Origin of the sequence: Cellvibrio mixtus subsp. mixtus J3-8 (assembly GCF_000766945.1) — a bacterium.
Classification (GTDB): Bacteria; Pseudomonadota; Gammaproteobacteria; order Pseudomonadales; family Cellvibrionaceae; genus Cellvibrio; species Cellvibrio mixtus_A.
This window is the reverse complement of sequence record NZ_KN266218.1, coordinates 24,367-43,640: the sequence shown is the minus strand read 5'-3', so window position 1 is coordinate 43,640 and position 19,274 is coordinate 24,367. Positions and strand designations below refer to the sequence as shown.

Sequence of the window (19,274 nt, the reverse complement as noted above, 5' to 3'; positions counted from 1 at the left end):
AGGCGTATTTTCAGAGGCTTGAAAGTGTCTAACGAAGCCTGGGAAGTCCACTTTTGGTTCTCCAGTAACGCTCACGCCTGGAAAAACATACTATTGGCATATTGTAGGTACAAATGGCAGCAAGTCAGCTGAGGCTAGCTTTACCGTGATGTCAGTGCCAGCTCAGCCTTACTTGACCATTTCCAATAATTTAAATCGTAGGCTGTTCGATGTTTCTTGGAATGGGGTGAGTAGTGTTACTCGGTATGAGCTGTATCGCAGTGGTGCGTTGATCTATTCAGGCTTAGCTGTCACTCAGGAGGTTCCTGTTGGGAATTTTGGTGTGACCATTCCGTTTTCTATCAAAGCATGCAATGCAGCCGGTTGTACGAGTGGATCGAGTGGCAATGGTAATTTCCCTACGCCACCTACAACTGCAATTATTCAATCCCCAGCTATTGGAACGACAGCAACTATTGCTCCTGTTTTTGCAGCAACTGGATCGAGTTTAGTTTCCAATGCTACTTACACTATATCATTGTCTGAAGCGCCTCGCGCAGGCTTAAATAATCAGTATACGAATTATTGGGCGATTGGTGGGCTAAGCAGCACAAGCTTAACGCAGGGAAGCTTGGATCAACTTATATGGAACTCAGGTTGGGTTCAGCGTACGCGTAACGGAAATCCTGATGGTCCAGCAGTCATTGTGAGCAATAGTTCCCCACAATTTCTTACTGTTGGCAAAACTTATTATTGGCATATCGTTGCCAGTGGTTCTAACGGCGGACTGTCAAAATCTGCTGAAGGGCGATTTGCAGTGGTGGCTGCAACCAGTTCATCACGCTCAAGCAGCTCTTTTTCTAGCACATCAAACTCCAGCTCGGCTTCAATTCAATCAGTGACAATAATATTTACGTACGATGACTTGGGTCGAGTGAAAACTGTAACTCATCCAAATACTATTAAAAACACTTACGAGTATGACGATGCTAATAATCGAACAAAAATGGAATCATTACCTTATTAATTTGGAAGTGCTTACTAGCGTATTTGATGAGAGCAGGGGCCGGAAGGCCAAGAACCAGAATTGAGAAATTTTGAAGGAAGAATTATGAAAGTATTTAGTATGTTTGCTGCTGTGGTATTGCTTGGAATATGTATAAATACAATTGCGGATGACGATATCGGGGTGCCAAATTTTGAAGATCGTTTTGGTGTTGACTTGATGAAGGCGGCACCTGTAGGTCAAACTTTATCTTTTGGTCTTGGAAACGAGAATAGCGGCATTAAATATGTGTCGGGTACAGGCAACGTTTTTTCTAACAATTTTGTTGGAACTATCACGTTGTTGAAGCTAACGTCTAGTAATCACCCTGCACCGTACTATGTGGTAGGTTTGAGCGCAGGAGATTATTATAAAGTTGACTCTCTTGGTAATTCAGAGGTGTTTAAGTTAAATGCGAATGGTGTGCTAGATAATACCCGTAATACTGGTGGGTCCCTTTCGTGCGGTGTGAATATCTGTACCTATACGAATAAATTTGGCGATATTATAGAGTTCAATAAGAGTTACACCAACGGGTACTCAAATCAGCGCTACAATACAAATGGAGAAAAAATAGTAGATCCCCACAGTAAGGCGCACGGGGAATGGAATATTGCGCTGCAAGTCAGTCACACTAAGCCAAACGGTGAAGTGATTTCCAATGTGTGGGGTTCTTATGAGTCCTATTGGAATCCTACCAAGCTAAAATCTGTTAGTAGTTCATTGGGGTGGATGATTAAGCTTTCATATAGCGGTATTACGTCTGATATAAGCACGTATAATCAAATAACTAACATCAACTCCACCTCAACGCTAAACATAAAGCTGGTAAATAATGCAGAAGAATATTGCGATGGCTCGAGTGACAATTTATGTAATTCTTTAACGAAAACATGGCCGTCAATTAGTGTGAAAACTGATGGGAATATGAATTATTCGACCATAGTAAGTTGTGACGCAAGTTGTTACGCCACCATCAAGTTCATTCTTTCTTCGCTTCCTTCGCAAGCCACTTACAAAAAGGATGAGAGCGGGGAGTATAAGTTTATAGGTGTAATGGGGTTCCTAGATTCATCTGTATATAATCCTTCTAATGGTATTATGCAAGGTGTGCAAATAAATGATGGGGTTATATATTATTCCGACACTTATGAAATAACAAATCCGCTGAACTTAACAAGCAAGTATTCGCGTTCATTAACTCCCTGCAACAAATTAGATCAATATAGCTTTGAAAGTTACACTGGTCTCAAGCGGAGGTATGAGGTCAAATCGGGCTTTCTCGTTAATAGCGGGCCACCACCGTCTCAGACAGTCTGTACTCAAAGCCCCGGTCAAGGCACTGTTAATCAGCTGGTTTTAATTGATAGTGCGTCTTCTAAAAAGGCATATTTTAGTTATAACTTCAATCTGGTAAATACTAGTGCCGTGTTAACCGGTGCAACCATATCCAGTCCAGATGGTAATTACACTATTGACTCAGCTCAATACGGAATCGAGACATATACAGATAATCTTGAGCGGACGTGGAGCTATAAATATGCGAATGTTGGCAGCTACTTGGAGAGATTGGTTCAGCCAAATGGTAGTTCAACCGAGTGGGATTATGAGGGCACAAACCTGCAGTCAATGGAGTTAATTTCCCACGATGCTTCAGATGAAAAAATTGTAAGCTCCATAACACATTATAGAGATGTACAACCCTGTAATACTGTAAATATTAAATATTGTAATAAACCCTATCAGGTGACAGACGATAAAGGGGTGGTAACCACTTTTACCTATCATCCTGAAAGTGGTTATGTTGCGACTATCACTAAACCCGCCGTCAATGGTGTTCAAGCGCAAACTCGTTATACATATGAACAAAAAATTCCTTATGTAAAAAATAGTTCCGGTAGTTTGGTTGCGTCACCTGCTGTTTGGGTACTGACCGAATTGTCGGAATGTATGAACACTGCGCCGGACGAATGTGTCGATACTGCAGATGAAAAAAGGATTGTCTACTCAAACTTTTCAAACAACTTATTACCGCAAACCACGATCGTAAAAACGGGTGACAATTCCGAAAGCTTGGTTACCACAACGCAGTACGACATATATGGCAATGTTTCATCCATTGACGGACCTCGTTCGGGAACTAGTGATAAAACGTACTATTTTTACGACTTGATGCAACGAAAAACTGGTGAAATTGGTATTGATCCAGATGGTTCCGGACCATTGCCGCGCAGGGCGGTAAAAACGACTTACAACGGTGATGGAAAGATTAGTCGGGTTGATATGGGGATCACCAACGGTACTACTTTGGCAAATTTGAATGGTATGACGGTCAAGCAATATGCCACAACAGACTTCAGTACCCTTCATGGCTTGCCAACTGTGGAAAAGTTTTATGCAGCAGGTACTTTGGAAAGGGTGACACAGAAAAGCTATGACGGCATGCTTCGACTAGAGTGTGTTGCTCAGCGCTTAAATAGGACTGAGTGGGCATCCTTGCCGTTATCAGCCTGCACGCTTGGAACTGCAAGCGATGAAGGGAGTGATCGCATTACAAAATATACATACGATGCAACTGGTGCGTTATTATCCACCACCAACGCGCTGGGTACCATTTTTGAGCGAATAGACAGAACAAGTACTTATTATGAAAGTAATGGAATGTTAAGTTCTGACGCTGATGGCAATGGAAATACTACCAATTATGAGTACGATGGTTTCGGTCGGCTCTATAAAACCATTTATCCCACTGCTGAAAGCGGCACCACAAAAAGCACAACTGACTATACACAAACAAATTATAAATCGGGTTCCTCTCTGGTGGACTCTGTTCGCTTGCGCGATGGGCTGACAATTGACTTTAGTGAATATGACGCGTTGGGGCGTGTCAAAACCAAGTCTGGTGCTGTTAATGAAACTTTTACGTATAACAATTTCAATCAGGTGGTAAGCCGAACCAATAATTCCACAGGTGGAACTTCTCAGACATCAGCTTATGAATTCAATGCTTTAGGTTGGCTGGAAGGTGAAACCAGCACTTCCGGTACTGGAACAATATTGGGTAGCGTAAGCTACACCCATGACTCTACCGGTCGCCGCGAAACATTGACGTGGCCTGATAATTTTTCTATTAAATACGACTACAAAGTCAACGGTGCTGCCGGTGAATATCTGCGAAAGATTACAGAGTCTAACGATACACTGTTAGCTGAGTTTGATTATTACGACAATGGTCGCCGCAAAAGCTTAACGCGTGGAAATGGTGTTGTTACATCCTATGCATACAATGATCTTGATCAGCTGGATGCACAATCAACTGATGTTGGTGGTTCCAATATTTCCGATGATATTGGTGAAAGCTTTACCTACACCCTGTCTGGGCAGTTGAAGAACCATACTTTGAGTGTTGCTAATAGTAATTATATTTTTACACCGAGTGTGAGTGCTGCAATAAACTACGTACATGATGCATTGAACCGGATTAAAAGTGTCGATGGTGTGGTGTTCAACTATGACGGGCGCGGAAATTTGACAAAGGATCAGGCGGGTCGCACGTATACCTACAATGCCAACAATCTTATGCTTAATTCAACGGCAAGCGGTGTTACCACTACATTAAGTTACGATACTGAAAATAGATTGCATAGCGTAACGAAATCTGGCAGCACAACAAAGTTTGTATACGATGGTACTGACTTAATTGCTGAAACGAACAGTAGTAACATGACTCAGCGCCGTTATGTGCATGGACCTGAAACAGACGATCCAATTGTGTGGTACGAAGGTTCAGGTACTAGCGATAAGCGTTACTACACTGCGAATCGCCAAGGCAGCATCGTAGGAATTACGCTACAAAATGGAATGAGCACGTCGGTTAACTCTTATGATGAATATGGAGTCCAGAAACTAAATACCATTGGTAGATTTCAATATACAGGTCAGACATGGATACCTGAGTTAGGCCTTTATTATTATAAGGCCCGCTTTTACAGTCCAGCTTTAGGGCGGTTCATGCAAACTGACCCCGTGAGCTACAAGGATGGCATGAATTGGTATGCCTATGTGGGAAATGATCCGGTGAACATGACAGACCCGACTGGGATGTATGGATATTGGCCTGGTATGGAAGAAATGCATCAGGCTGCCGAAGCCAATGGTCAGGCTGAGGTGGTAAGAACGGTTATTACAACGGCAGTGACATCTGCTGCTGGTGGCGGTATAGGGGGAAATGTTGCAGTTAAAGCAGTAAGTGGATTAAGCAATGCAACAAAAGGAAAAATTGGTGAGGCTGTTGCTAGAGCTGGAATTGCAGCTAGAGGTGAAAAAGTTCTTGTTCCGCAAGGTACGCGGGCTGGTGATATTAAACAATTAGGTAATATTAACGGTCGTGGTGCTAATTCCAAGCCTGATTATGTCGTACAGGACAAAAGCGGTAATGTGAAGGTTGTTGAGGCTAAATTTAATTCAAGCGGCTTAACTGGAGCACAAAAGGATTTACAAAAACAGATGGGTGATGCGTTCACCGTTTCCCGAACTACTCTCAATGATGTTGCTAATGCGGGAACGGCAGCAGGTGCAGCGGCTGGCGCTGCTGCGAGCTGTGTAGCCACAACATCAAGTCCTTGTCGGTAATCACTATGAAAGCAAAAAACCATTCACAAAAATTTAAAAGGTGGCAGGAAAAAATTTCTCAGGAGACTCGATTTCTGAGTGAGCAAGTAGATAAAAATATTATCCCATTCTTTGAAAAAAATGGTTTCCAGAAAGTTGAAGTAGCTTTGAATAATCCAGAGTGGCCAGTATCAATGGATGAGATTAGATTAGAGCGAAAAGTAAGCAACGTTATTGATTCGATATATGTTGGTTTTGCAAAACATGGAGCAACCAAATTTCAAATTAGAATTTCTCGGAGAGAGCTAGATTCTCCTCATGAATTTATTCGGGATGCTTGTTTGGTTAAAAATTCGACCCAGCGTTATTTTCTTTGGGGAAAGCCGTGGTGGTTTCCAATGAGTTTTTGGGGTGAATCCAGCTCTAAAAAAACTATCGATGAAATTATGCCGCTATTGCCTCAAATTCTGGAATTCCTGGAAAGCGGGGTTCGTGGTAAAAATATAAGTAAAGAAGTTTAGTTTTAAATTGAAAACCGAAACCCCGGCCAGTCCTCTGACCGGGGTTTTGTTTTTATGAATGTTTGAGCTTGTTCGTCACTCCGCCGTCAACACCAAACACCCTTGCATTACCCGTCACCGGCGTGTTAATGGTGAATCCCGCCTGTTCCAACCAATGCCCCTTGAGCTGCAACCAGGGCACGGTTGCCTGTGGCGGGTACTGCGTCTTGCGCCGGTAGTCGTAGACCATACTCCCGGTCTTGATTTTGCGAATGTGACAGGGTGGTGTTGCTTGCGTAGAATCGTGTCTAGCCATGATCAATAGCCTCAGCGAAGGATTTCATTGGCACGTTTAAGCTCTCGGTTCTCGCGCCCCAATGCTTTAGTTCGCTCTGATTCATCCTCACGGAGCCGACTTGTGGCCAAAATGTGGTCATTTTATGATGTTTTTAAAATCTAAAAATAAAAAACCCTAACATAATCAATATGTTAGGGTTTGTTTTGTGGTGGAGCCGGGGGGATTTGAATGTTTGGAAAACCGTTAGTATTCAAAACCTTATCCATTCACTGCGCCTCAATAGTGCCAAAATTATCAAAAAAGCCTTATAAAGTCCAATTACTGGTTTGTGCAAAATCTGGCCATAATCGAGGTTGACCCGGATCAAACATAAAATTTTATGTAAACACCTGGTTAATACATAAAACCGTATGTATCCGGATCAAGTTTGCTCAAACGGCACAAATTGGGCACAAGTCAGTTATTTGGTATCCAACGCCCATAAACCTTACGAATCATTCCCCAATCTTTATGGCCCATTTGCTCGGCAACCCATAGCGGGTTTTTGCCCTGAGAGAGCATCATTGACGCAAAGGTATGCCGTGTTTGATAGGGATTCCTGTAATCGAGCCCAGCGGCCTTTAAAGCGGGTATCCAAAGGCGTTTCCGGATTGCCTGATCACATTGCCATGCCTGACCGGTTTTATCGTCATGAAAGACCCTGTGCGAGTCTTCAGTAAATGATTGCTGATTGTTTAGGGCCTCAATGGCTTGAGTATTTAATTCCACTGTGCGCCGGCCAGAAACGGTTTTAGTTGTTTTCTCTCTGCGGCCCACTATGACAACACGTACATAAAACCGGTTGTTGGGTAAGTCGATATCTTCCCACCGGAGGCCGATCAATTCAGATGTGCGCAAGCCAGTATAAAACGCGAATTGAAACAGGTTGCGGGCTTGACCTTGCAATTGATCGAGCACACGAATAATTTCGTGCTGGGTAAACGGATTCGGCTCGCGTTGTTCAACCGGTAAAAACCGAACTCTATCAAGTGGATTTTTATCAATCAGTTGATCGAAGTAAGCATCTTTAAAAACGAGCCTTAGCGGACTGAGAACATTGTTTATTCGTTTGTTGGAAATGCTCAGTGTGTCTAACCAATCTTCAATATGCGATACAGCCAACTCGGTTAATTTCAGATGCCCAAATGTCGGAATTAGGTGGTGATAAACAGCACTGTTGTAACCCCTGATGGTACTTAATTGGCAATGACGCTCAGTCTTTTTTAGCCAGTCTTTTAGTGCTTGTTCAATGGTGATCGACTGACCTAATTGCTTCGAATATTTCTTTGCTTTTGCGCTAGCGGGGAAGTGATTCAAATAATCAAATGTTCCCATGGCAATTTCAAAGAGAATAGCCTCACGTTTCCGCGAGGCTTCTTTCAAAGTGGTTTTGGTTGGTTTAATTCTTAATGTTTCGCGGCAGCGCTCGCCTTGGTAAGTGAAATCAAGGAGGATGCTATTGCCGCGCGATCTTACGCCAGAATGTTTAATGTTCATCGAAATAAAATGTGTGTACGTATTCGCCAAAATCAAACAAAAGAATTACCAAGGAATCTTGCTTATACTGATTCACAAACTCAGTAGCATCTGCCTGGGTATTAAAAATCAATGCATCGTCTAACACTGTTGAAAAAAGTGAATATAGTATTTTCTTTGAAATGGAAACTAAAAATGTTTCTGAATTTTTTCTGGTTACAGCAAACCCTATAAAGTTTGCATGTTCCGGAATGGAGAATATCTGTTTTAATTCTTGAATGTTAGCTAAATACATAACTATGAATTCCTAAGGTTTTTAACGTTAGGTTTTTCACCGGAAATCCACTTTTGAACCTCATGGGGGTTAATAAAAATTCTTCCGTTGGGAGCTTTAACCCAATGAATTTTTTCTCTAAAAATTCCGCGTTTTTTCAATGCTCTAATAGCTTCTTTGGATAAGCCAATGTCACTTGAAACTTTTTCGATTGTTTGCCATTGCATACAAAATCACCTAATAATCAAAAGCAAGCGAATGCAGTAGCCAAAATGGCCATTGCTATTTATGCGTTTAAAAAGAATTAGATGAGTGTCGAAATGGTAGAAGGGGAAAAGTATTGAGCAGCATATAGCTGATAATACGTAAAAGAAATATCCAGTATCGACACTTAATTTAGGTAGGCACTGACGACTATTTTCAATCTTCTTTTTGCCCGGGCTTTGCCCTTCAGTTTTCAGGCCGACAAAGAAAATAACCGTATAACCACGTCTAGGAAGGTGCATTTTTATCATTGGTTTAAGCTGCTGTCAAATGCCAAAGCCAATCAAGGAGGCTAAAGCCCCCTGACCCAGATAACACCTGTGGGTGGTCGCTTGAGGCTTCCTTCACAGGCTAACTGGGCGCGTGTGCGCGTTGGCTTGAAAGATGTTGCTAAATTTAAGCTGCTTGATGGTTAATCAGTGTTGTGGTGATAGCTTGTTCGTGATTAATGTCCAAGTCATGCAAATTAAAATAGGCAATGTGGAATTTATCAATGTCAAATTGCTCCAGCGATATGGAAGGATCATATTCCGATACGCCAAGCTCAATATGCCCATCAAAGTGAAAAATAACTGCATCGATTAAATATAGACCTGCTGGCATTTCAAAGTAGGATGGTGATGAATTAAATCTATTAATAAAAACAGGTGTAGCCACTAAGGACAGTAAATAATTTTTTTTGATATTAGTGTTAACATTCAAATCAGTCATATAGACCTCCGATCAGGTTGGTATGATTAGCTCTGCCTTGAGGTACAACTCTTGGCAGGGCGACTAACAAAATATTCCGTAGTGTTACGAAATATCATGTATTTAGTTTGGGGCCGCGTTTTCTCCGTCCTCCTCCTTGTCTCCTTCTATTGCCGTTTTGCCAAAATGGTTTTGGAACATCGCCATTCCTGTACATTGGTAGATCGTCATAGTCATAAGTTAGCCAATAAAGGTCGAGATGCGCGCGACATATTTCATAAAGCTTTTCGTTTATAAAAAAATATAGTTCATCCGTTTCGTGTTTCATCAAGCCATCAAATTGGCAATCTTCAAGCTCTCGCCAATAGGCAGTGAAATCAATAATGCACGCAGGAATAATTTTGGCAGCATGATTTTTCTTGTCGCGTTTGTGAAATAAATATATATCGTCAAGGCGATAAAGCTTTGCTCTTACGCGATCAGTTACCATTCTGGCACCAGCTTGTAATCACCACAAAATTCGGTTTTTGTTAATTGCTCCATTCCCTCTGGAAAACGCACTACAACTTCAATTTCCTCATTCACAGCAAGAACACCAACAATGTTTCCGGTTTTTGTAATAGGTGGGCGAGGTAGAAGTTCGGCATCTTCCGTGCGAACAACTTCACGGCACATTAAAGAGCAGGCTTCTGTTAATTCAAATTGCAAAGATGTATCCCAGTCGAAAAAATCAACTTCATATTCTCTGCCTAATTTTTTAGACATTTTTAACCCTCTCCATTAATGAATTTGGGGCTGCGTACAGTTATTGATACTAGTCCAAGGCCGCCCTGCGGGCGGCGCTGGCGGCCTCGCCGCTGTCGTGCTCGTACCTGCGCGCGGCGCTATGCTAAGGCCGCCAGCGGACTCGTATTTTTTCCAATTATGTAAGCGCGTGATGATGGCCTGATTGAAATAATCCAAGCCTTTAATTCGTGGTTTTTTCGGGTCGCCATAAACGGTAAGACCTTCTGGTAATAGCTCTCCTGTTTCTTCATTAACAAACACAGGGTGCTCATAGAACGGTCTGATAGGGTGCTCTGATTTACGCATTTCAACACCGCCCATAACCATGACATAAGCTGCCCAATCTGAGGCGACTGCTGCGCATGCCGCCTCAGATATAATTGCGTTATTGTCAATGTCATCAACATCAATATCGCATGCCGGTGTTCTTCGAAGCTCTCGCCAGACGGTTACACTCGGGCCACCAATTTGCTGAAATTGACGAATGCCCCAGCAGCTTGCCCATGCATCGATGGCTTTGGCAGATTGCTTTGCATCATTGCCGTATAGGTCTGTATCGATATTAGAGCCATCAATATTTTTAGTGATGTATTTAGCAATGTATCCAGCAGCAGAGCCTTTCGATTTATCTATCGCAACAGCTTTAAATCTGTGTTTGCTCGCTCCTTTTTCATGCTTGCTATCCTGCAATGCATAATGCTTCATGATCGAACGCACACGGGTTTTTATTGATGGCGACATAAACAGCATTAAATGCCAGTGCGGGGTTCCATCATGGTTAGGCTCTGCGACACGGAAACCGTAAACGTTCAAGTTTTCCCGATGCAACTTGGCTCTAATTCTTGCCCATAGCTCACCTAAATATTCGTTCACTTCTCGCGGAGTCGTGCCGTCATATTTAGAATTTTGCTTTCCTGTTTTATTTAAACGGGAATGCATTCTTGATGGTGCGGTAATGGTGTAAAACTCACCGCAATGACCAAGCTCATCGGCAACAATTTCAAAACCTGATATGCGCGTCATTAGTTCAGCGCGCCTAATTTCTGGATTAGAAACTGATTTTTCTGAAAGCTCTTTTAGTGAAAAAACTTGCTGGTTTTGGTTGACCAAAAAGGTGTTTTCCAAAAACTGATTAGCCAAATGTTTTTGATGTGATCGTTGAGCTTGAGTGAACTTGCTTGAATAAGCGGAGCGCTTGCGGTGAATCATTCCAAGGTCGCGAGCAACTGCCTCGATAGTGCGGCGTTGAAGGGTGCACAGTTTTTTCTTCCACCAGCGTGGGCAACCCATACGCAAAATACTTGCAGAGATAAAATCCCCGTTTTTGCTCTTTCTTGGTGGTGTTAGCTCATAGCCCTTGATGTACTCGCAGCACGCATCATAGGCGGCGTTCAAATTGCCTTTGTAAGATTCAGCAAGGGTGGTGGTGTACTGGGCTTTATCTTCGGCAAATTTTTTGATGATTTCGAGGCTGGACGACAGATTCAGGTCTTTGACGATCAGGCGCTGGTTTAAGGTCAGTAGATTGCGGTTTGCATCAACGTAGCCTTTAGCCTTGGCAATATCCAGATAGGACGATGCCATCGACAGGGAAAGCTGGGGATGTTGTTCAAAAATTTTTTTGCGGAAAAGGTGACAGTCAGTCGTTCCGAGACCATAGGGAAAGGGCTTTGCTGGGCGGGGTGGTGAAATGTGCCGGATTTGTGCCGGATTGGTGCCTTACTGGAGACCGATCAAGACCACTGGAGACCATGTAGTTGGGAGTTGGGGAGCTGCTGGAACCCGCACAAATACTGGTCTCCAGCGGTCTAGATAGGTCTAGACACCCCCCTGTGTTTGGTGGAGCCGGGGGGATTTGCTCCCGGATACACCTAACTCATTGATTTATATAGACAGCTAAAACCCTGTGATTGAGTTTAGTGTACCAAATTTGTGACTCTTAGTTAGGGGATAGAGAAGAGATTTTGCACCCTGCTGCAAAATGACTATTCTTCATTATCTTGTCTGGCGCTTACGTCCATTGAAAACACATTTTCAATGTTAAGTGCCGGATGGTTAATAAGTGCCCAGTACGTTAAAGACAAAATTACAGCATTATCGAAGGGATAACATGTCATCACTACTTCTCAAAAGGCTTAATCAACTATCTAACGAAGATAAAAATTTAGAAATACTAGCTGCTCAATGGGCATTTGACGAACGTTTAATAGGAAAGGCGTTGGCAAACATAGGTACGATTTTTGGTCATTACAGTAGACATGATGAGTCTCATTCTAAGCAGATACTTATCAATATAGAAAGAGTTCTCGGTAATCATAGGATTGATTTGCTTTCTGCGACTGATATTTGGATGCTTTTGGAATGTGCTTATTTACATGATATTGGTATGGTTATTCCCATTGATCTGATGAGAAAAGACTGGAGCTCCAAAGAGTTCCAAGAGTTTTTCAATGAAAGTACTACGGCTAAAGAGTTAAGAGATATTTTTGGGGCTATAAGCCAAGAAAAACCATTTGATTTGGCATCTTGGCCAATAGATTTCTACGAAAAAATGAAATTTATAATGTCTGAATATTATCGGGCAAAACATCCACAAAGATCTGATGAAATAGCTAAAAACCCTCTTCATGAAATATCGCTTTCTTCACCAAGGACAGAGTTGTTGCCGAAAAGAATTTTTAATCTTATTGGGAGGATTTGCTATTTGCATGGGCAACCCTTTGAAGAAGTTATGAAACTTCCAAAAGTTGAGGTTGGAATTGGTAACGATGATGTTCATCCAAGATTAATAGCAAGCTTACTTAGATTGGGTGATTTGTTAGATCTCGATAATAATAGATTTTGCCCGGTTATGTTGAGCTGTGCTGGAAATGTTCCTGATAGTACTCTTAGCCATATTGAAAAACATTTTTCGATAAATAGTTTTTATGCTTCTCCGTCGAATATTGAGGTTGAGGCTGTATGTGAAACATATGCTGGTTATTCTGAAACTCAAAAATGGTTTTCCTATTTAAAGGATGAGCTTTCATGTCAAATGAATAGTTGGCATGAAATTATTCCTGCTATAAGTTTTGGTGCGTTGCCTACTATAGGAAAGTTAAATATCCAGCTGATGGGGTATGAGTTAATTGACGGAAAAAATGTCCCTAGATTTGAAATTGATAAAAAGCGAATATTTGATATCGTTACTGGTTCGGAAATATATTCTCATAAGGAGCAGGCAATTCGAGAGCTGTTGCAAAACGCAATAGATGCTTGCCTTGTAAGGATTTGGATTGAATACTCGGGAAGTAAAAATTTTGATGAGCCTAGTGTTGAGACGTTGGATTTTATAAAAAATAAAGTAAATATTGATATTTCAATATCGAAAAAAATTATTCAAGTAAGTGGCAGAACAGCTTGGCGTGTAACAATAAAGGATAATGGTACAGGGATGGATTATGATGGTATTCGATCTATACAAAGTATTGGTTCCTCTAGACGGGGAAGCCTGAGGAAAACATTATCAAAAATGCCCGCCTGGATGAGACCATCGGGGTCTTTTGGATTGGGTTTCCAAAGTGTTTTTTTGCTGACGCAAGAAGTTGATCTTACCACCAGATATTTGGGCTCATATAATCAATACTTCATTAATTTAAAAAGCCCTGGGTCGGGAGGTGATATTCTTATTTCTAAGTCCACTGTTCAAGGTGTTGAAAGTGTCGGGACTTCTATTTCGTTTGATTTTGAATACGATACGATACCTAATGCATTTACTATTAGCCCAAACATGGAGAATTCTTTGCGCGCCTTGAGGGATCATGATCCAGTGGTTGGTAATGGATTGGATATTGATATTGCACGAGTAGTCGATGAAATAGAGAAGTTTTTTAGGTTTTCAATTTTTAATTGTTCGTTAACGTTTGATGGCGAAATTATCAATATAAAAGATGTTGATCTTCCCCCTTATGTTTTTTACTCGGAAAAAAATGAAATTCAAATATTGAATTTAAATTTTGGTCCTGAAAGTGCTGCCTCAGCGGCCACTTATTATAAGTGGCAACCATTTGATTCCCGCCTTGCGGCTATTCCATTTGTAAGAAGTGATATTAATATACTGGGTTACGATGCTAGTGATATTCTTCAGCTTAGTAGAAATCAATTAAAAAAATCAAAAGGTTTAGAGGTCAAACAAAAAATTATCTCTTCTTTAAATGAATATTTCTTGGCTAGCAAGTCAAAATCTAATGAGGAAGATTTTAAATATATTGATGCCTTTTTAATTTTTCATGGATTTGATCCTATTTATGACGGAAAGCATAAAGATATTGCTATGGGTGAAGGTGTTACGATTGGCGATGTAATAAATGCTGATAAAATATTGTTTTATCAGGTCAACGTGAGTGATCATAATACTTATGTTTCCCCGGTCATTTCTAATGATGATGGCGTTATAAAAATAAAATCAAATGCGTTTCGTGGTATCTCTCTCAGGATTCAATTTCTCCAAATATTATTGGAAAAAAATGGTCGTCGTCTAGGAGTTGAGGTTCATGAGCATAGGAAAAATTTAGATGCTGATGATGACCGATTAATGTTTAGCTTGATGCGTGATTCTAAAACGGTTATCAGTGATAATGCGCTACAAAAGATGTTGGGGGCAGAGCTTTGGGGTGCAATACGTCATAAAAGAAATTTAATATTATGTGAATCAGATTATATAGAGCTGGCTATCGATAAAAATAAAATAAATGGCTATTTCGATACTATAAATTATGATTATGCATTTGGTTACTATCCTAATTTAATGATTTTCCCCTTTTTAATTGAGGAGCGTAAAGCTGGCCCTGAGCGTAAAGCTGTTTCTGAGCGTAAAGCTGTTGCTGATAGGTCAGCTGAATTGCTGAATTATATATATGAAAACAGAAAAGATAATTCTGTAACAAAAGAGAAAATTTCTGAAAAGCTTGAGTGTTATATTAGCAGGATTAAAAAACTAATGTTCAATAAACCAATGTGGCGTTAGGTGTTCAATTGGTCTGTATGGGGATGTGCTCGTAAATGCCGATCTCCATCCGTATTCACGTGGAAGAAAAATGAGATTTTCTTCGCTTAATATTCCAATTGAGCTCATTTTTAATCCTTGTAAATGTTTTTGGCTGAAAATTTGGCCATTGGGTTAAATTTTTTCTACTGCTAGGCATTTTCTTTGGCTTTAATAAAATAACTGTTTTTTAAATGGTTGTACCATTCGGCTATTGTTTCGCTATCCCTTTTTGGGCTGTATTCCTCTCCATTTTTAAAAACTTTACCGCCAATCAAATAATGCGAAACTCTAATGGTTAATATTTTTTCTTCTGTCTTTACGTGATTAACTTTAGAGCTTTCTTTCCCTTCCGCAATAAAGTAAAAATAAATTTGATGATTGCATAATGAGAGCTCAAAAAGCTTTTGAAATGTTTCAGGGCTAGGGATATGCGTTCGTACAACCTCAATAATAATATTGGGATAGGCGGAGCGAGGGAAAAATCTTGTGGAGTCTCTGCCTGCCAAATCTGGTTTTATGTAGGTTTCATCACCAAAAGCAGTGCGACAATCGTTTTCCATAAACCAAATGTATTTGCTATCATCTATTGTTTTAAAAATCACCTGTTCTTCTCTGTTTTCTCCAAAGATATACGTAGAAAATTGAATTCTATCAATTTCCGGTGAAGTTAATTTGTCGAATAAAGATCTAACGCATTTGTCATGAGTTGGGTTGTTTTCATCGCGACCTAATCTTTTTATAAATGATGGATTTCCTATTCTTCTAAAGTGTGGCGTTCTTTCATTTCTCACCGGGACAACCAAGCAGTCATCATTGTTTAATAATGGTTCATCCTTCATTTTTGGATAAATAATCGGGTTAAATATATCTTCTTCAAAATAGCGTTGACCAGAAATGATGCCATATACCATGCTTAATCCTTGTTCCATTTATCAGTTAATCTTTTAGCAATTAAGGGGGGTATTAATCCAATATTTATCGGGTAATAAAGCCAAGCGTTCTTCTGTGAAAATTCTAATTGATTTTATTTTTCATCTCATGTTTTTAATGGTTGTGTTTTCTTACGGTTTTTATAATTTCTTTTTATTCTGAGCATTGCTCGATGTTTTTGGCTGATCTGTATGCTAGGTATGCAATAAGCTCTGTGTGGAAATATCCTATAGTTTTCTTTCTATAAACTGCTCTCCAGCGCTTAACCCGTTTGCCTCCATGTCCGAAATAAGTTACTCCGGGATAATCGGAAACGGGTTTTTTCTGGTCAGGTATAAAGTCAACATATCTAAGTTCGCCCTCATAAAATTTATCTGGAAAATTTAAATAGGCGAATTCACCGTGAAAATGTCTGGCCGCCTTATCGTGTGCCATCGCTGCTTCTTCAGCGGTATCAAATCGTCCAACACATAAGCGATTGCATGATGCTACCCAGCGATTACCGTCTTGGTTTACACCTTTATACCCTGATTTGGCGCATGAACGGGAATTCCATGAGTTTTGTTTGTGAGTTGCCCATCGTAAATTACTACGCTTGTTATTAGTACGATCCCCATCTTTATGATCACATATTAGCCCTTCTTTAGGAGGACTTCCCATTATTAATTTATGCATGAAAATATTTTTATTGCCATTTCCTGTGGCCTTGTATTTTTCTGGGTCGTGAATAACTGTCATTGCATAGCCATTAGAGCTTATGTGCCACAAATACTGCGAAACCAATGGCCAATCGATTGAGTCAATTTTGGCGTTGTAACCGCCACGCAATCCAATTAAGGGCATAAAGACCTCCTGCTGAGTCCGTTGTAGATCATTCGGAATTGAATGCTTTTTTATTCGTTAAAAATTAATTAACTTTAGGAATTTATTGATCATCAGAAAATAACGCAAGAGGTTCTTTCAATATTTTAATTTAATTTTTAGTTGCAGATTTTTAATTTTTATTTAATGAGGCTTGGCTTGGTTTTGTGCTTTGGCCTGATTGATAGACTTACTCTGAATAAACGCTTGGGATGATCCACTTTATCCTTATCTTTGTGGTATTCCAGCCCCGCCAGCTCTACACGTAGTATCTCGTTATCAACCATGTCTATACGGTCTTGGTAGAAGGCTGTGCGAAGAGTTATGTAAGGATCGGTAGTAGTATCCATAGATACAGTGTCTGACAGTATCCCCGCCTTTCTCAGCAAGAGAATAGATTCACGCGAGTCATAACCATCATACGTAACCTTTTTGATGTTGAGGCCGTATACCTTCTTCAGTGCGAGAATCCACGTTCTTATTTCTGTGGGGGCAATTGGGTTTGCTGCATTGGGTTCAATGCTTATGGCCAGCTCTACTACTATCCGTGGCATTAGCTCTAACAGCTCTCCAGTCTGTACAGCTACTACATCTGATTCCTTCACCACCGCAAGGCCACACCGGTCACCTGTCCGGGATAAGTCTACGTGTACGTATCTGGGTGTGTCTTTATCTTCAGGTAGTAGTCCCTCCGCAATCAATGGTAATGAGTCTTCCCCCAGCACCACGTTTTGCTTATGTACATACGGCACTATATCCAGTTCTTTAGCGCGCACCACCGCATCTACAATCTTGTTACGGCGTGTAATGAAGGGGGCAAGCACGTCAGTGGATATTCCTATCACGTCACGTAGGGAACCTTCTGGGTCTAACTGGAAGGCCGCCTTAAACTCTACAGGTACATCCTTAACGGTTGCTGTCTCTGGGTAATCTATTCCAGCCTCTGCGTCATCATCGAGTATCTGGGTAGCGTAGTCTGTACTGCCTACCAATAGCTTAAAGGTCTCCCCGCAGTATGTACCCTCTGGACGCACCTCATATTGCGCCCGGCGTTTCATGACTACGTTTTTCTCTTCATTCTTTTCTATGTTTTCTTGGCGACGGTCAAGGAAGTCCCCCTTATATCGGGTAGACGAAAGCACGGATATACAACCAATCGATATACCTTGGGTCGCAAATGTACCTACCCGGCGACGTGTGATGTTGGTATGCACTATCTCTGCTTGGTCATAGTGTCCGCCTTGCCCCCGTGCCCCGGTCACGTTCTTGGAATTCTCCACCACGCTCATAAAGTTAACTTCATCGAGAAGCGCACTTAATACCGCTTGGCCGATCATTGTATTTAGGTTTGTCAGCGTTGGCACCACTACATCCCAGTCTGACCTATATCTAGTAAGGGTGAATTCATGGTATTTATTATGATGTATCCATTTCTTTATATAGTTGTTCTAGGAAGTGCTATTAAAAGAAGAATAATATGGCGTAAGTAACGAACGCTGGATAAGAGTGTGTGTCAGGTTTTTATTAAGTAAATAAGGGGGGGGTATGATTTTGCCATTACAGGAAATACAAAATCCTGAACTGCACTATTCTTCTAGGGCGGATCTGGGGCTCTCATTAGAATATCAGTTGGGAAAAATATTATTCATCTGCAAAAAAATAGAATCGTTTCTATATAAGCAAAAAAGATCGCTTTATTTTTATTCTACAGACTGTGAAGATGACTATCTCATTGACTCTCTTGTAAATAACTATTCTTCTTTAATTGAGTACTATTATTCGTGGGTTATATTTTCTTATATAGGAACTATAGAGCACAAAAAAACTACATATACTCCTATTAAAAATATAGATAGTGAAATAGAAAAGGAAATTAATAGAATTTTCAAATATCACTCCATTGGTGTTTTAAAAAAAAGCACTGATTCTGAGTACACTGATAAATGTAAAAAAGCATTTATTAAATCATTTGAATTCCTTTTTGTTGGTAGGTTTCACGAAATGTATGTGCTCAATAATTTTCTTAAGCATAATAGAATTTTATCTTCTTATGCTCCAAAGTTTTTATTTAATGGAAAAAGTGTTTGTCTTCCATATGTTTATATAAATAAGCATAGTAGTGCATTACTAAATGCCTCGGTATTCAAAGTAATATTTGATTTGGAGCTAAATTCTGGCGCTAATGTTATTGTTGAACCTGATAGTTATTATGTTGATTTATTTAATAAAGGGAAATTAATTGCCACCATTGGGAATCAAAAATTGTTTCGTGTGAATGAGGTAGATTATTTGGTGTCGTCTAGTTATGTTGGGATAACTGTAGAGTCGATGGTAGACGTAACATATGACTTATGTTTGAAGATAATTTCAATCATGACTGAACTAAAATTAGGTATAACACGCAGTTTATTGGATGGCTTTGTGTTGCAGATAAATCAAAGAAGGTCTAAGGATGTTGACCTATAATTTGGTTGCTCTAGTTGAAGATGACACCT

Annotated in this window: 16 protein-coding genes; 5 read left to right on the top strand and 11 right to left on the bottom strand. The window is 40.4% G+C overall.

Annotated features, from left to right (window positions below; all coding sequences use genetic code 11):
• The first annotated feature begins 172 nt into the window (after window positions 1-172).
• The 3 genes from A596_RS21485 to A596_RS21475 all read left to right on the top strand — a co-directional run bounded on the left by A596_RS21485 (window position 173) and on the right by A596_RS21475 (window position 6,156).
• Window positions 173-1,006 (top strand): RHS repeat domain-containing protein, encoded by an 834-nt coding sequence (locus tag A596_RS21485; protein ID WP_235425805.1) that lies wholly within the window; start codon window positions 173-175, stop codon window positions 1,004-1,006.
• A gap of 84 nt (window positions 1,007-1,090) precedes the next feature.
• A complete protein-coding gene (locus A596_RS22455; protein WP_052417786.1) occupies window positions 1,091-5,656 on the top strand; it encodes an RHS repeat-associated core domain-containing protein in 4,566 nt (1,521 codons plus the stop codon).
• A gap of 5 nt (window positions 5,657-5,661) precedes the next feature.
• A complete protein-coding gene (locus A596_RS21475; RefSeq protein WP_039918766.1) occupies window positions 5,662-6,156 on the top strand; it encodes a hypothetical protein in 495 nt (164 codons plus the stop codon).
• Window positions 6,157-6,208: 52 nt separating this feature from the next.
• Here the strand turns inward: A596_RS21475 and A596_RS21470 are convergent, their stop codons facing one another.
• The 8 genes from A596_RS21470 to A596_RS21435 form a co-directional block, all read right to left on the bottom strand.
• A complete protein-coding gene (locus tag A596_RS21470; RefSeq protein WP_160280206.1) occupies window positions 6,209-6,385 on the bottom strand; it encodes a SymE family type I addiction module toxin in 177 nt (58 codons plus the stop codon).
• 504 nt (window positions 6,386-6,889) lie between these two features.
• Complete coding sequence (locus A596_RS21465) at window positions 6,890-7,969, bottom strand: tyrosine-type recombinase/integrase (protein WP_039918763.1); 1,080 nt, start codon at window positions 7,967-7,969, stop codon at window positions 6,890-6,892.
• Complete coding sequence (locus A596_RS21460; protein WP_039918762.1) at window positions 7,959-8,243, bottom strand: hypothetical protein; 285 nt, start codon at window positions 8,241-8,243, stop codon at window positions 7,959-7,961. Before A596_RS21460 ends, A596_RS21465 begins: the two co-directional genes overlap by 11 nt.
• 2 nt (window positions 8,244-8,245) lie before the next feature.
• Entirely contained in the window at window positions 8,246-8,449 is a 204-nt protein-coding gene (locus A596_RS21455) for a hypothetical protein (RefSeq protein ID WP_039918761.1), read from the bottom strand.
• A 433-nt stretch (window positions 8,450-8,882) separates the two neighbouring features.
• Complete coding sequence (locus A596_RS21450) at window positions 8,883-9,197, bottom strand: hypothetical protein (protein WP_039918760.1); 315 nt, start codon at window positions 9,195-9,197, stop codon at window positions 8,883-8,885.
• 94 nt (window positions 9,198-9,291) lie between these two features.
• Window positions 9,292-9,666: a hypothetical protein gene (locus A596_RS21445; RefSeq protein ID WP_039918759.1), complete on the bottom strand. Its 375-nt coding sequence runs from the start codon at window positions 9,664-9,666 to the stop codon at window positions 9,292-9,294.
• Window positions 9,660-9,941, bottom strand: coding sequence for a hypothetical protein (locus A596_RS21440; RefSeq protein WP_052417785.1), 282 nt, complete (start codon window positions 9,939-9,941; stop codon window positions 9,660-9,662). The genes A596_RS21445 and A596_RS21440 overlap by 7 nt, the downstream gene beginning before the upstream one ends.
• Window positions 9,942-9,956: 15 nt before the next feature.
• Window positions 9,957-11,546 (bottom strand): replication endonuclease, encoded by a 1,590-nt coding sequence (locus A596_RS21435; RefSeq protein ID WP_052417784.1) that lies wholly within the window; start codon window positions 11,544-11,546, stop codon window positions 9,957-9,959.
• Window positions 11,547-12,072: 526 nt separating this feature from the next.
• On the opposite strand from A596_RS21435, the gene A596_RS21430 reads away from it, so the two are divergent.
• Window positions 12,073-14,967, top strand: coding sequence for an HD domain-containing protein (locus A596_RS21430; protein ID WP_039918758.1), 2,895 nt, complete (start codon window positions 12,073-12,075; stop codon window positions 14,965-14,967).
• Between the two features lie 170 nt (window positions 14,968-15,137).
• On the opposite strand, the gene A596_RS21425 is transcribed toward A596_RS21430, so the two are convergent.
• The 3 genes from A596_RS21425 to A596_RS21415 all read right to left on the bottom strand — a co-directional run bounded on the left by A596_RS21425 (window position 15,138) and on the right by A596_RS21415 (window position 18,143).
• On the bottom strand, window positions 15,138-15,917 hold the full coding sequence (locus A596_RS21425) for a hypothetical protein (RefSeq protein WP_200882991.1): 780 nt from the start codon (window positions 15,915-15,917) through the stop codon (window positions 15,138-15,140).
• 154 nt (window positions 15,918-16,071) lie between these two features.
• Window positions 16,072-16,761, bottom strand: a complete 690-nt coding sequence (locus A596_RS22450) for an AP2/ERF family transcription factor (RefSeq protein ID WP_052417783.1) — start codon at window positions 16,759-16,761, stop codon at window positions 16,072-16,074.
• Between the two features lie 158 nt (window positions 16,762-16,919).
• Entirely contained in the window at window positions 16,920-18,143 is a 1,224-nt protein-coding gene (locus A596_RS21415) for a hypothetical protein (RefSeq protein WP_152600266.1), read from the bottom strand.
• A 181-nt stretch (window positions 18,144-18,324) separates the two neighbouring features.
• Between A596_RS21415 and A596_RS21410 the strand changes: the two genes are divergently transcribed.
• On the top strand, window positions 18,325-19,245 hold the full coding sequence (locus A596_RS21410; RefSeq protein ID WP_039918754.1) for a hypothetical protein: 921 nt from the start codon (window positions 18,325-18,327) through the stop codon (window positions 19,243-19,245).
• The last annotated feature ends 29 nt before the right edge of the window (window positions 19,246-19,274 follow it).

Excerpts from the sequence above, each read along its gene's own strand:
- A596_RS21430 (WP_039918758.1), top strand. The coding sequence starts at position 12,073 with ATGTCATCACTACTTCTCAAAAGGCTTAATCAACTATCTAACGAAGAT.
- A596_RS21445 (WP_039918759.1), bottom strand. The coding sequence starts at position 9,666 with ATGGTAACTGATCGCGTAAGAGCAAAGCTTTATCGCCTTGACGATATA.
- A596_RS21475 (WP_039918766.1), top strand. The coding sequence starts at position 5,662 with ATGAAAGCAAAAAACCATTCACAAAAATTTAAAAGGTGGCAGGAAAAA.
- A596_RS21425 (WP_200882991.1), bottom strand. The coding sequence starts at position 15,917 with ATGGAACAAGGATTAAGCATGGTATATGGCATCATTTCTGGTCAACGC.
- A596_RS22455 (WP_052417786.1), top strand. The coding sequence starts at position 1,091 with ATGAAAGTATTTAGTATGTTTGCTGCTGTGGTATTGCTTGGAATATGT.
- A596_RS21435 (WP_052417784.1), bottom strand. The coding sequence starts at position 11,546 with ATGGCATCGTCCTATCTGGATATTGCCAAGGCTAAAGGCTACGTTGAT.
- A596_RS21440 (WP_052417785.1), bottom strand. The coding sequence starts at position 9,941 with ATGTCTAAAAAATTAGGCAGAGAATATGAAGTTGATTTTTTCGACTGG.
- A596_RS21470 (WP_160280206.1), bottom strand. The coding sequence starts at position 6,385 with ATGGTCTACGACTACCGGCGCAAGACGCAGTACCCGCCACAGGCAACC.
- A596_RS22450 (WP_052417783.1), bottom strand. The coding sequence starts at position 16,761 with ATGCCCTTAATTGGATTGCGTGGCGGTTACAACGCCAAAATTGACTCA.
- A596_RS21410 (WP_039918754.1), top strand. The coding sequence starts at position 18,325 with ATGATTTTGCCATTACAGGAAATACAAAATCCTGAACTGCACTATTCT.
- A596_RS21450 (WP_039918760.1), bottom strand. The coding sequence starts at position 9,197 with ATGACTGATTTGAATGTTAACACTAATATCAAAAAAAATTATTTACTG.
- A596_RS21460 (WP_039918762.1), bottom strand. The coding sequence starts at position 8,243 with ATGTATTTAGCTAACATTCAAGAATTAAAACAGATATTCTCCATTCCG.
- A596_RS21455 (WP_039918761.1), bottom strand. The coding sequence starts at position 8,449 with ATGCAATGGCAAACAATCGAAAAAGTTTCAAGTGACATTGGCTTATCC.
- A596_RS21465 (WP_039918763.1), bottom strand. The coding sequence starts at position 7,969 with ATGAACATTAAACATTCTGGCGTAAGATCGCGCGGCAATAGCATCCTC.